Origin of the sequence: Caproicibacterium argilliputei, assembly GCF_029211325.2 — a bacterium.
Lineage (GTDB): Bacteria > Bacillota > Clostridia > Oscillospirales > Acutalibacteraceae > Caproicibacterium > Caproicibacterium argilliputei.
In genome coordinates this window covers 2480314-2492722 of sequence record NZ_CP135996.1, presented here as the reverse complement: position 1 = coordinate 2492722, position 12409 = coordinate 2480314, and the positions used below count along the sequence as shown (strand labels likewise).

Here is a 12409-nt window from a genome sequence, read left to right as displayed (position 1 = left end):
TTTCAACGAACAAATACAGCGTGCTGAATGAAGGAGAAACTAGAAATGAAAAACATTGACCTTGCAAAGAAACTTGTCTGCACAGAGACTGAGAAGGACCTCATCAGTGTACTTAAGGAAGCTGGCTACTGGGACAACTACGCATATTGGCAGCCCTATGGCAACAACGAAAATAACTACTCTATCATTGGTAATCAGCAGAGCAATGCCGATGCTGCATTAGTTGAAAAACTGATTAATTCAGTTGACGCTGTACTGATGAAGGAGTGCATGATACACGGCAAAAGCGTAAGTGGTCCGGATGCTCCGCAGAGTATGCAGGCTGCCTTATCTGAGTTCTTCCATATGCGTAATGGTCAGTTGATGAATCTCGATACCAAGAGCAGAAATGAGCTTTCAAAAAACATTATTCTGGCTGCTACCGGGAAAGCGCATGGCGAGGAGAATCTTACCATTGTGGACCGTGGTGAAGGACAAACTCCTAAGAAAATGCCACAAACAATACTGTCGCTCAGCAAGAGCAATAAACTGAAGGTTCCCTTTGTGCAGGGCAAATTCAACATGGGTGGTACTGGGGCATTCCCATTCTGTGGGAAACATCACCTGCAGCTTGTAATTTCGAGGCGTTGTCCAGACATTCCAAACACAGATAACGATCCAACATTCGATGAGTGGTCTGTAACCGTGGTTCGCAAAGAGGAAGCTCGTGAAGGCCGTAAGAGTTCTATGTATACATATCTTGCTTGCTCGGACGGTTCTCTCTTGACCTTTAAGGCCGAAACTATGCCCATTATTCCGACTGTCGCTGGTGTAGACAAATATGAAGAAATGGTATACGGAACCTTTATAAAGCTCTATAATTACGAGCTCAGCGGGTACAAAACCAATATCCTGTTCGGCTTAAACTATCGTCTTTCCTTATTGATTCCGGACCTGGCGCATCCAATTCGTCTGAGAGAGTGCCGTCCTACATATAGTGGCCACACCTTGGAAGCAACGCTGAATGGAATGGTAACCAGACTATATGACGATAGAGAAGACAATATTGAGGATAACTTCCCATCCTCCGGATCGATAAACGTTGATGGACAAGAAATGCCGTTCTCCATCTATTTGTTTAAGAAGAATAAACAGAGCAACTACAGGAAAAAAGACGGTATCGTTTATATTATGAACGGCCAGACGCAAGGCATCGAGAATGATAATTTTTTCAATCGCGTAAACCTTTCATACATTAAAAGTAGTTTGTTGGTATTGGTGGATTGCTCTAAATTCGATATCAATCATCAGGAAGCCATGTTTATGACCAGTAGGGATCGTATTAGAACAAGTGATTTCTCTAAAAAAATTGAGACGCAGCTGGAAAAAGTCCTCCGCGATAACCAAGGCCTCAAAAAGGCGGAACACGATCGCCGTACAGCTGCGTTGAAGGATAAAGTTGCTGACAATAAACCGCTTAAGAATGTCTTGGAGAATATCCTACATAAATCACCTGTACTTTCTAAGCTCTTTATAGCTGGTACTACGATTAGATCACCGTTTGCAAATGAGCAGGCTGCCACAGTGGCGGATACATTTAAAGGAAAAAATCACCCGACATTCTTCAGGCTTAAGGGCAAACTTAAGGACGGAAAGCTAAATAAACATGCACCTATTAACCATGACTGCCGTGTGCAGTTTGAAACGGATGTCCAGAATGATTACTTTAATCGCCCTATTGATTCAGGAGGATTGATTCTTTGTATGGATGGTGTCGAACGTCAGGATTTAAAGGGCCCTCTGAATCTGTATAATGGTATTGCAACTTTGACAATAAGAATGCCTGTGGGCGTTAGCGTCGGAGATACTCATACCTTTATGACAAAGATCAAAGATGACTGTGTTGTGAATGATTTTGAGAACACCATTATTCTAGCCGTCGAAGAGGCACAGGAATATGATTCTAGCGGTGGTCAGGGGGCCCGTACTTTCTCAAAAAATACCGGCAAGAAAGATACGCAGAATAATGGGGGAATTGCACTTCCGGAAATTATACCGATCAGAAAAGACGAGTGGGATGAGTACGATATGAACCAGTATTCTGCACTGAAATATGTGCCAACAGATGAGGGCGGAGACTATTATTTGAATATGGATAACACTTATTTTCTGACAGAGCTCAATAGCGTTAGGGATTCCGCTAAATCAGAACTGACAAAGGCTCGGTATTCGACAAGCATGGCCTTAATTGGCATGAGCGTTATCGGGTATTACAAGGGCTCAAAAAAGCCTGAGGATAAGGACGTTGATGTACAGAATGCCGTGAGCACGGTAAGTACAATGCTTTCTCCAGTGTTGATCCCGATGCTAGAGACTATGGCAGATCTTACTTTGAATGATACAACACAGGCTTTGGCAGCGGTCTAAAACAATTAGCGGACAAAAGGCTGAAGAATGAAGGTAGGCCACCGAATGTATGGTCACGGTTGAATAACAGCGTCAGACGTCACTGAAGCAAGTGTTGAGATTAATGTCAGTTACAGGATGGAGAAAAAAGGAAATTAAGAAATAGCACGTCCGCATCAAATGAAATATGTTTTGTACAAGAATGGAGGGCGCGAATTGGCAAATATATATTGTTGCATATGCGGGAAACAGCTAAAAAAGATAGCAGTCAATAAATTCCTAATTAAGGGCAGAGAATTTGTCTGCTTTGATTGCGTGAAAAAAGCCGGTCATAATCCTTTTACATGGGCGGGAAACTTGCAAACTACATCAGATGACATAAGAGCTGAAATTACAATGAATGAACGTGGAGACGGCACGGCTCCTAAAGAAAAACAGCTTCACGGATATGTGCCGCCGGTATCTTCTCATTTTGAAAAGACGTCCACATCATATGATGTAGGCAATGCTGAAAGCGCTACATCCAGCCAAATAGTTACTTCTATCCCACATAAAATTGAAGTGCCAAAAGCAGTCCAGAAGTATCTTCAGATAGATTGCAGAAATCTTTGGTATGTAACGCCGAAACTATTTAAAGAACCTGTAAAGCATCACATAGAGGATATTATAAGCTTTGAACTGTTGGAAGATGGCAATACAGTCATTAAAGGCGGTCTTGGGGGAGCGGTTGCTGGAGGACTGCTGTTTGGCGGTGTTGGAGCTGTCGTTGGCAGTGCAGCGTCCAAGCGGAAGGTACATGAGACTTGTAGGTCATTGCGGATCAAGATAACAGTTTGTGATGTAAAACATCCTACAGAATATATCGATCTTCTCACCATGGGGAGTATAGATAAGAGTTCGTGGTCGTACAGGAATCTTATGCAGCGGGCACAGGAAATAATATCTACTCTTCAGGTGCTACAAGATGCTGCGAATAAAGAGAAAAAACGGACAGTACAATATGCACCTGTGCAGAACATGAGTGCAGCAGATGAAATAATGAAATTCAAGAAGCTTCTGGATAATGGAATTATTACAAGAGAAGAATTCGAAGAGCAGAAACGGAAGTTACTGAAATAAACCTCTTATGTTGTCTCGTGCCTTTTAAATTACATTTGGAGAGGAAAATTCCGATGGCTGAACATCTTGTCATGCAAACAAAACTCAGACACAGATCATCGCCTTCTGTAGGCAAGTTATAGGTTGAGACGATGAAATCTGGACTTATTTCCACAGCCTGCGCTTTTAAGACGATTGCGGAATTGCTGTAGATGCTATAATAGGTACTGGAAGCCCCTTAGACTTGTTCTCTCGAACGGACGAGGTGTGAATTTCGCCTTTTTGGAGCCATTTTTACCCTTGGATAAATTCCCGCGAACAAACGAAGGCTTATTTTGCGTTTCGGGTGGTACCGGACATCAATCAGAAGCAATCGAGCCACGTTGAGTGCGTGGTATTGATGTCAAGGGGAAAAGAGTGAGTGTGTGAAAAGCCCAGTAATACTGGTGCTTTCGGGGTTTGTGGACAAAAATTCGGTGCGCCGAAAACGGCGGAATATCACTTTGAGAGAACAAGTCCAGAGGGCGGATTTCGTGCGCGAGTGAACGATATTGATACCGGCGGTTCGCGTGTGAACAGGATTGATGTTTCGGCATTTTTGGGGCTGGTGTGTGGACAGGATAGATGTTTTTTGAAATTGGCGAGGTTGTGTGGTCAGGTTGGATATTGGTAACTATAAGTTGTGAAATAGGCAACTCAACTTTTTTGCAATGTTATATAATGTTTGTTAGTCTGCACAATAGAATATTCAGGACGAATTTCTGAGAGGGGTAAATTGAAAAATGTCACAGCTAAGTTTTATTTCTAAAATACCTATTAACAAAGGTTGGTCGTGCGATAAAAAATACTGTGTTACAGCAGATGATGGTGTTAAATACCTTTTGAGGGTTACTCCAGAAGAAAAAAGCGCTAATCGTGCAGATATGTTTCGTATGCAGAGGCAGGTAGCGGATCTCGGTGTTTCTATGTGTAAACCAGTAGAGTTTGGGAAGTGTGATAAGGGTGTTTACACTGTTCAGACTTGGGTTGATGGCAAAGACGCTGAAGAAATTATTCCCCATCTAAATGATTTTGAGCAGTATTCGTATGGCCTTGAAGCCGGTAGAATACTTAAGGTAATCCATTCTATTCCTGCTCCAGAAAATCAACCGGATTGGGAACAACGATTCAATGCAAAAATAGATCGCAACATTAAAATGTATAATGATTGCCTTGTTAAATTTGACGGTGCAGAAGACATCATGGCATATATAGAATCTAATCGCTTTCTGCTTTCGAACAGGCCGCAATCTTACCAACATGGTGATTATCATATTGGTAATATGATGATTGAAAAGAATAAGATAGTTATTATTGATTTCGACCGTTACGATTTTGGTGATCCATGGGAAGAATTTAATCGTATTGTATGGTGTGCGCAAGCTTCCCCTATGTTTGCTTCAGGTATTATAAACGGTTATTTTGATAATGAAGTGCCGCTTGAATTTTGGAAGTTGCTTGCACTATACATTAGCAGTAATATGCTTTCCTCTATACCATGGGCTATTCCATTTGGAGAAAGTGAAGTAAATACCATGATCAATCAAGCCAAGGATGTACTGAGTTGGTATAACAATATGCAAAACCCTATTCCAACTTGGTATATCAAATAGAGAACTGAGATGAAAATAAAGTTCATGCGTTAAGGTTAACTTGATTTTTAGGAGATGCGCAATGACTTACAATCCAAAAGTACATATTATACCCGCTAAACCTGCTAGACGAGAGAAACCAGTGGGTATTTATTGTCGCGTAAGTACAAATGTCGATGTTGTAGAGATAAACAGAAATTTGGTGAGTAGTTCCCTACAAATTATTATTCATCAATTTTTATCTACTAATTGCGCCATAAAAAGTCGAGAAGAAATAAACTATTTGCGCTATAATTTCAATCAGAGAGGAGGTGGTAGACATGGACTGGATAAAACAGCTTAATGAGGTTATGGATTATATTGATATTAATTTGCAAAGTGAAATATCGTATGACAGAATATCTGAAATTGCGTGTTGTTCTATATACAATTTTCAGAGAATGTTCTCATACATGGCGCAAACCTCATTGTCAGAGTATATCAGAAATCGCAGACTAACACTTGCGGCATTCGATATAATAAAGGGTAACGAAAGAATCATTGATATTGCCCTGAAGTATGGTTATGATTCACAAGATGCTTTTTCGCGTGCTTTTAGAAACTTTCATGGAATATTGCCGTCAACAGTAAGAAATGAACCGACGATGCTTAAATCCTGTCCTAAGATCTCTTTTCAGATTACAATTAAAGGGGCAGAGAAAATGAAGTATCAAATTGAGCAATGGCCCGCGTTTAAAGTAGCTGGTATCTCACACAGGATTAAAACGAACAGGGCTTTTGAATTTGTTCCGCAGATATGGGAAAAGGCGTGGAAAGACGGTACTATGAAAAAATTAATGCAGTTTTTCCCGGATTATCGACCTTCCGGTTTTTTGGGAGTTGCCGCCGGAGGTGAGTGGGGAAGCTCTGATGAAATGGACTATATTTTAGCTGTCACAAACTATGTAGATGTGCCGAATTGTAATCATGCTCCTGTTCCGGAAGGAATGGTGGAGTTCTCCTATCCTGCCGCAACATGGGCCATCATCAATGCGGATGGTGAAATCCCAAAGGCAGTGCAGGATGTCTATCAGAAATTTTATTCTGAATGGCTGCCAAGTTCAGGCTATAAGCTTTCAGACTTGCCTGTATTTGAATGCTATATGAAAGAAAATCGCCAAGAAGTATGGATAGCAGTTGAGGAAGCATGATGAATACTGATATATTCTAGCATAGTTGGTTGCATAATTAGAAATTTTCCTTGCAAAATGAGCACAATTCAAAACTCACAATTATGTTTTACATATGAACTTAAACACAAAAATGAGTAAGGCGCCCAGCGTTCATATTCTCCAAAAACACTTTACTCGTATTGATTCTTATGTATAAAACTAAAAAAATTAAGTTTTATACAAAAAATCCTCTTACGTGACCCCTTGCTCATGACGTTGCGTAATCGTGTAGGATAAAGGCAAGGAGGTGATTTCTATGCCGCAATATACGACCGGTGAATTGGCAAAGCTGTGCGATACCACTGTCCGAACAGTACAATTTTATGACGCAAAAGATCTACTGAAACCATCGCAACTGACGGAAGGAGGGCGTCGGCTGTATTCTGACGATGATCTTAATAAACTGCGTTTTATTTGTATGCTTAAAGCGCTTGGATTAACGCTGGGAACAATCAAGGGAATACTGGACAGTGATAATCAATCGAAAGTATTGCTTTTATTGCTCAGCGAGCAGGCAAAACAAATTGATACAGAAATTAAGGACAGACAAAAACAATTGAATGTTATTTCGGCTATTAAGGAAAACATTCAAAGCACAGGTAAAATCTCGGTAAATTCAATTCGCGACATAGAACATATGATGGAGCGTAAAAAAGTACTCAAAAGAACTCATGCGACTATGGTTGTCGTGGGACTGCTCATGGATATCATTTTAATTTCAACGGTGATCCCGTGGATTACAAAGGGGTTATGGATTCCCTTTGCGATAGGATTTCCAATGGTCCTGTTATTGGGAATTATATTGACAAGGATATATTATACAAACACCGAATATATCTGTGCGGAATGTAATACAAAATTCAGACCGACGATAACTAAATTTATATTTTCCAGCCATACACCAAAAACGAGAAAACTAACCTGCCCACATTGTGGTTATACTGGTTACTGTGTTGAGATTGGTACAGAGAAAAAAACTTAAGTAAAACAAACGAGGCACCCTGCGTTCAAAAATTCCGCAGAGTGCCTTGCTCGTTTTTACCCTTATTCATCCACATCCGCCGTTACACCAGACTTGAATTCCACGGTGAATTTATCTGCGTAGACAGTTACTTTTTCAATCAGCCGCCGGACAAGGGATTCGTCATATTCCGTAATTTCTGTGGGCTGTTCCCGTAGGAAAGTACCCATGTCGGCGATGCGCTTCTTGACCTCGTCACGGTTGGCGCTTTCCATCAGGGCCTTCTGCTTTTCGTCCCGCAGGCGGTAAATCTCGTTGCCCACTTTCTCATAATCCGCATTGGACGCGGCCAGCTTCAAAAGCTCTGCCTGCAGTTCCTTCAAGCGCTTTTCGATGTCGGCGAGCGCCTGGTCATTCCCGTGGCTGAGGACAGTTTCAATGTTTTTCTGCAGGATTTCGAGAAAATCGTCCTTGTCGCAGAGTGTCCGGTTGATGGCTTTGACCAGCACCTGCTCCAGCTGGTTCTCCGGCACGGTGCGGGCGTCGCAGTACAGGCCGGTGTTCTCCAACCGGCTGATGCACCGCCAGACAACCGATTTTTTGCCCCGGTTGTACCAGTGAATTCGGCGGTAAAACTCCCCGCAGCCGCCGCAGTAGACGATGTTCGACAGGCAGTGGCTGCTGCTGAACACCCGGTTTTTCCCGTTTGGGCTTTTATGAACCAGCCGCCGACGCACCAGCTCCTCCTGTGCCTGCATGAAAATCTCACGCGGAATAATGGCTTCGTGGCTGTTTTCCACGTAATATTGCGGAACAATGCCTTGGTTTTTGACGCGCGTTTTCGTGAGAAAATCCGTGGTGTAGGTTTTCTGCAGAAGAGCGTCGCCGATGTATTTCTCATTTCGCAGAATCTGGCTGATATTGCTGGTGTGCCAGTGTGCATTGCCCGCGCCGTTTAAAATGCCGTCCGCTTCCAGACCGCGGGCAATTTTGAGCATACTGGCACCCTCAAGGTATTCGCGGTAAATGCGCCGAACGATTTTTGCCTCCTCCGGAACGATAACCAGATGCTTGTTTTCGTCCTTGGTATAGCCGAGGAAGCGGGTGCAGTTGACCTGGATTTGTCCCTGCTGGTAGCGGTACTGCAGGCCCAGCTTCACGTTTTGAGAAAGGCTCTGGCTTTCCTGCTGGGCAAGGGACGCCATAATCGTTAAAAGCACTTCGCCCTTGGAATCCATCGTGTTGATGTTCTCTTTTTCAAAATACACGGGAATATTTTTCTCTTTCAACTGGCGGATGTATTTCAGGCAGTCCAGCGTGTTTCGGGCAAACCGGCTGATGGATTTGGTGACAATCATGTCGATTTTGCCCGCCATGCACTCGTCAACCATGCGGTTGAACTCGTCGCGCTTTTTGGTGTTGGTCCCACTGATTCCGTCGTCCGCGAAAACGCCCGCCAGCGTCCAGTCCGGGTGGCCGTTAATGTAGGCGGTGTAATGCTCAATCTGCGTTTCATAGCTGGTGGCCTGCTCCTCCGTATCGGTGGAAACCCGGCAGTAAGCGGCGACACGCAGCTTCGGCTTCTCCTCACCCGGTTCGGCGCGCCTGTGTTTTCTCGCCGGAATGACTGTGATATTTTTACTGACTTCCATCTGTTTTTACCTCCGTTTCGATCAGACTGTAGGCGTATTCCGCCTGCTCGAACGGGTCATCTAACTGCTCCGTTCTTTCGCGTATGCAAAAAGATGTGGGAAAGACCGCCTTTTCCGGTTCTTTCTGCTTCTGAATACGGCCCAGCTTTTCCACCCGCCGGGCGCGCTCCGCTTCTGCGGCCGCAAAGGTATCTGCGTCGATGATGGCGGGATAAAACCCGTCGCCCAAATAGCGGGCGTTTGTAAGCATTCTGCCGATTCCGGCGTGAAAACTTTTAATTCCCGCCTTGTCTGCGGCGGTACTCATGGAATCACCGGAAAGGTAGGCCTCAAAGAGTGTCCTCACCTGTTCGGCGGTTTTCTCATCAATGACGGCTTTCCCGTTTTCAATCCGGTAGCCGTAGGGTATGTGGCTCATCAATCAATCTCCTCTTTTCGATGTTTTATGCGGTTTCGCTTGCGAAATTTCGGACACTGTCCGAAAAGCATGAAACTCGTGTCTGAAAGATTTATCTTTCAGACCAATCACACAGCCTTTCTTTCAGCGTGACGCCGCATTTCATTTCAAAGCCAATTTTCTCACGCTCATACACGTGAATCCGCTCCACAAAGCGGGAGAACAGTGCTCCGTCAAATTCCCGCAGCATTTTTGCTTTCGTACAGTACTGCAGAAGCTCACTGACCTCCGTCAGGTATTGACTGTCACAGTTCAAAAGACGAGAAATGGAATCCTTTTGATGCTGAATCCGCTCGGCTTCCCGAAGCAGCTCGTTATTGCTTTTCTTGTAAACGGCGGGTTCCAGATACCCCTTGCTCAACAGACTGACCAGCATTTCCTGCTGACGCCGGTTTTCCTCCAGACTTTTTTCGAGCTCTCCGATTCGCTCCATGCCGTCATCGGCGTTTACCCCGCGCAGACTGAACAGCAGGGGTTTGAGAACAGCCTGATTGGCAAAGATGAGCTTGTTCATCATCGTGACAAAGGCGCATTCGAGGGCGGACTCTGGAATGTATTTCACCGGGCATTTTTTGATGTCCTTGATATGGGTGCCGCAGCACCACGCGATTTTGTGCCGCCCGTATGCGTGGGTACGGCGCTTGAACGTGCCGCCGCAGTGTTCACAAATAATTTTTCCCGAAAACGGGTATCGGTTCAGATACTTTGTCTGCTTCGGTTTTATGCCTTTTTCCCTGCGGTGCTGAGCGATAACGGCCTGCGCGGCTTCAAAGTCCTCGCGGCTGACAATCGGTTCGTGATGGTTTCGAATCAGATATTTCTCTTTTTCCCCATCGTTGCGGCGGTGGTTGAAATTCGAGTCGGTATAGGTTTTTTGAAAAACGGCATCGCCGGTATATTTTTCGTTGATTACCATTCCGCGAATGCTCGTCGATGTCCACTGACCGCCCATCTTTCCCTTTCGTCCTCGGCGGTTCAATTCTTTGGCTATTTGGGGCGTTCCTTTTCCGGACAGAATTTCCGAAAAGATAAAGCGAACGACTTTCGCCTCCCGCTCGTTTATGACCAGTATTCCGTCAATGGAATCGTAGCCGTAGGGCGGGCAGGTGATTTTATAGGTGCCGTTTTGGAACCGGCGCTGAATCGACCATTTATTATTCTGAGAAATGGAAGCCGACTCCTCCGCGGCAAGGCCGCTCAGGATGGACAGCATGAATTCGCTTTCCATGGTGCCGGTGTCCAGATTTTCTTTCTCGAAATAGATAAAAATGCCGCGTTTCTGAAGTTTGCGCACCAGTTCCAGACAGTCGGCGGTGTTTCTTGCAAACCGGCTGATAGACTTGGTGACGATATAGTCAATCCGCCCGTCCTCGCAGTCGGCAATCATCCGGAGAAGCTCCGGACGCTTTTCCTTTTTGGTGCCGGTGACGCCTTCGTCGGAATACACGCCGGCAAATTTCCATGCGGGATTTGCCTTGATGTATGATTCATAATGCCGAATCTGCGTTTCCAGACTTTCCTTCTGCTCGTCGCTGTCGGTGGAAACACGGCAGTAGGCCGCGACACGCAGTTTTGGCGCTTCATTTTCCCCAATCGGGTTGACAGCACGGGAATCTATTTTCGTGACCTTCTTCACGTTTTCACCTCCTTGGTCAGTGTGACAATATTACCTCTAAAACGATGTGATAGCAACGGTTTCAGGGCATAATCTCCGCCAGCGCGGGAGAGAAAGATTCGCGGTTTAAGGCGGTGATCTTGTCGAATTCTGACAATGAAATAAGCCCCTGATTCAGCATGGATTCGAGTATTTTCTGTGCCCTTGCATAATCTACTTCGCGCCGCAATTGTTCCTGTGAAACAGGTTTCTTTTCATCATTGATTTCTGGTATTACGCCAGTAATAACAGCCATATACGCTTACCTCCCATCCGAGGAATTCCCTCAATGACCCATCTGGACAAAAGGACTGAGTTTGGCCGAGAACGTAAACAAAAAAACAGCCCCTCACCATCCGAAAGTGGACAGCGAGGGGCTGACGGGCAGTCGTATTTACTTTTTCGGGATTTTCAGCTTCTGCCCGGCATAAATCGTGTCTGAGGACAAACTATTCAGCGTCTTGATTTCCTTGTATCGTGCGCCGCTTCCAAGCTTTTTGGCGGCAATGCCCCAGAGGGTGTCGCCCTTGACCACGGTATAGCTTTCATAGGTTTCCGTGGTTGAAGTGCTTTTCCCGGAAAGAATCTCGTTGACCTTTGCCTGTACGGCGGTGTAGTCATACCCGGCGGCGGTCAGGCGTTGTTTGCGTGTGTCTCCGTTGCCCCAATCCCCGCGGATGACCTCGGCGGCAAGTTCATCAACGGACTTCGTGTAGGTTGTAGTCGCACTCCCGTTACTGTAGCCGTTAAAGCCGCTGTTCGTGATGATGGACGGATAATCGATATATCCATAGTCCATATCCACATTTCCATTGATGCCATCGACCTTGCCAGTGGAAGAATACTGCCAGATACCGTATTCGCCGGAGTAGGTGCATTTACTGGCGTACTGCGCCACCCAGTGGGAATAGGCCTTGAGCTTGCTGTCATCCATGCGCTCCTTAAAACCGGAGACAGCAGAGCCGTAGATACCGACAAAGTATCCGGCGGCTTCCATTGTCTCACAGAAAGCAATGGCGGCTTCCGTAATACCGGCTTTGGCGGAAGCAGGCTGCGCTTCGTTATCCATGTAGACAGGATACTCCAGCTGCTTGCCTTTCAGGATTTTGATGAAGCGTTCCGCATCAGCTTTTCCTGCAGAGGCAGTCACGCAGTCCTTGCCGACGAAGTAGTATGCGCCGATAGGGATGCCTGCTGCCTTGGCCCCCGTATAGTTTTCTTCCCATTTGCTGTCGGTGTAGAAGCCCGCGTCAGAGCCTCCGGCTTTGATGATGGCAAACTTAATGCCTGCCGCTTTGACCTTGCCCCAGTCAATCGTTCCCTGCCAGTGGGATACGTCAATTCCTTTGATTCCTGCCAT

Annotated in this window: 11 protein-coding genes; 6 read left to right on the top strand and 5 right to left on the bottom strand. The window is 45.2% G+C overall.

Translation table 11 applies throughout. From position 1 onward, the window contains the following. Positions 1-45: 45 nt before the first annotated feature. From PXC00_RS12010 to PXC00_RS11985, 6 genes are all read left to right on the top strand, one after another. Positions 46-2406 carry a hypothetical protein gene (locus tag PXC00_RS12010; RefSeq protein WP_275844721.1) on the top strand — a complete coding sequence of 787 codons (2361 nt, stop codon included), beginning with the start codon at positions 46-48 and terminating at the stop codon, positions 2404-2406. Positions 2407-2601: 195 nt separating this feature from the next. Then, positions 2602-3504 (top strand): SHOCT domain-containing protein, encoded by a 903-nt coding sequence (locus PXC00_RS12005; RefSeq protein ID WP_275844720.1) that lies wholly within the window; start codon positions 2602-2604, stop codon positions 3502-3504. Positions 3505-4265: 761 nt separating this feature from the next. Continuing rightward, positions 4266-5135, top strand: coding sequence for an aminoglycoside phosphotransferase family protein (locus tag PXC00_RS12000; protein WP_275844719.1), 870 nt, complete (start codon positions 4266-4268; stop codon positions 5133-5135). 61 nt (positions 5136-5196) lie between these two features. Beyond that, the gene (locus PXC00_RS11995; RefSeq protein ID WP_275844718.1) at positions 5197-5457 is read left to right on the top strand and encodes a hypothetical protein; all 261 of its coding nucleotides are present in this window, start codon (positions 5197-5199) and stop codon (positions 5455-5457) included. Further along, on the top strand, positions 5435-6304 hold the full coding sequence (locus tag PXC00_RS11990) for an AraC family transcriptional regulator (protein ID WP_275844717.1): 870 nt from the start codon (positions 5435-5437) through the stop codon (positions 6302-6304). The genes PXC00_RS11995 and PXC00_RS11990 overlap by 23 nt, the downstream gene beginning before the upstream one ends. Before the next feature lie 277 nt (positions 6305-6581). Continuing rightward, complete coding sequence (locus PXC00_RS11985) at positions 6582-7307, top strand: MerR family transcriptional regulator (protein ID WP_275844716.1); 726 nt, start codon at positions 6582-6584, stop codon at positions 7305-7307. A 62-nt stretch (positions 7308-7369) separates the two neighbouring features. On the opposite strand, the gene PXC00_RS11980 is transcribed toward PXC00_RS11985, so the two are convergent. From PXC00_RS11980 to PXC00_RS11960, 5 genes are all read right to left on the bottom strand, one after another. Then, positions 7370-8938: a recombinase family protein gene (locus PXC00_RS11980; protein ID WP_275844715.1), complete on the bottom strand. Its 1569-nt coding sequence runs from the start codon at positions 8936-8938 to the stop codon at positions 7370-7372. Then, a complete protein-coding gene (locus PXC00_RS11975; protein ID WP_275844714.1) occupies positions 8925-9356 on the bottom strand; it encodes a recombinase in 432 nt (143 codons plus the stop codon). Before PXC00_RS11975 ends, PXC00_RS11980 begins: the two co-directional genes overlap by 14 nt. 91 nt (positions 9357-9447) lie before the next feature. Then, a complete protein-coding gene (locus PXC00_RS11970) occupies positions 9448-11031 on the bottom strand; it encodes a recombinase family protein (protein WP_275844713.1) in 1584 nt (527 codons plus the stop codon). Positions 11032-11092: 61 nt separating this feature from the next. Next, positions 11093-11305 (bottom strand): SHOCT domain-containing protein, encoded by a 213-nt coding sequence (locus PXC00_RS11965; RefSeq protein WP_275844712.1) that lies wholly within the window; start codon positions 11303-11305, stop codon positions 11093-11095. Positions 11306-11443: 138 nt separating this feature from the next. Further along, on the bottom strand, positions 11444-12409 hold the full coding sequence (locus PXC00_RS11960; RefSeq protein WP_275844711.1) for a GH25 family lysozyme: 966 nt from the start codon (positions 12407-12409) through the stop codon (positions 11444-11446).

Bases quoted from the DNA above. Each gene is read 5' to 3' on its own strand.
- PXC00_RS12010 (WP_275844721.1), top strand. From the start codon at position 46: ATGAAAAACATTGACCTTGCAAAGAAACTTGTCTGCACAGAGACTGAG.
- PXC00_RS12000 (WP_275844719.1), top strand. From the start codon at position 4,266: ATGTCACAGCTAAGTTTTATTTCTAAAATACCTATTAACAAAGGTTGG.
- PXC00_RS11995 (WP_275844718.1), top strand. From the start codon at position 5,197: ATGACTTACAATCCAAAAGTACATATTATACCCGCTAAACCTGCTAGA.
- PXC00_RS11990 (WP_275844717.1), top strand. From the start codon at position 5,435: ATGGACTGGATAAAACAGCTTAATGAGGTTATGGATTATATTGATATT.
- PXC00_RS11985 (WP_275844716.1), top strand. From the start codon at position 6,582: ATGCCGCAATATACGACCGGTGAATTGGCAAAGCTGTGCGATACCACT.
- PXC00_RS11980 (WP_275844715.1), bottom strand. From the start codon at position 8,938: ATGGAAGTCAGTAAAAATATCACAGTCATTCCGGCGAGAAAACACAGG.
- PXC00_RS11975 (WP_275844714.1), bottom strand. From the start codon at position 9,356: ATGAGCCACATACCCTACGGCTACCGGATTGAAAACGGGAAAGCCGTC.
- PXC00_RS11965 (WP_275844712.1), bottom strand. From the start codon at position 11,305: ATGGCTGTTATTACTGGCGTAATACCAGAAATCAATGATGAAAAGAAA.
- PXC00_RS11960 (WP_275844711.1), bottom strand. From the start codon at position 12,409: ATGGCAGGAATCAAAGGAATTGACGTATCCCACTGGCAGGGAACGATT.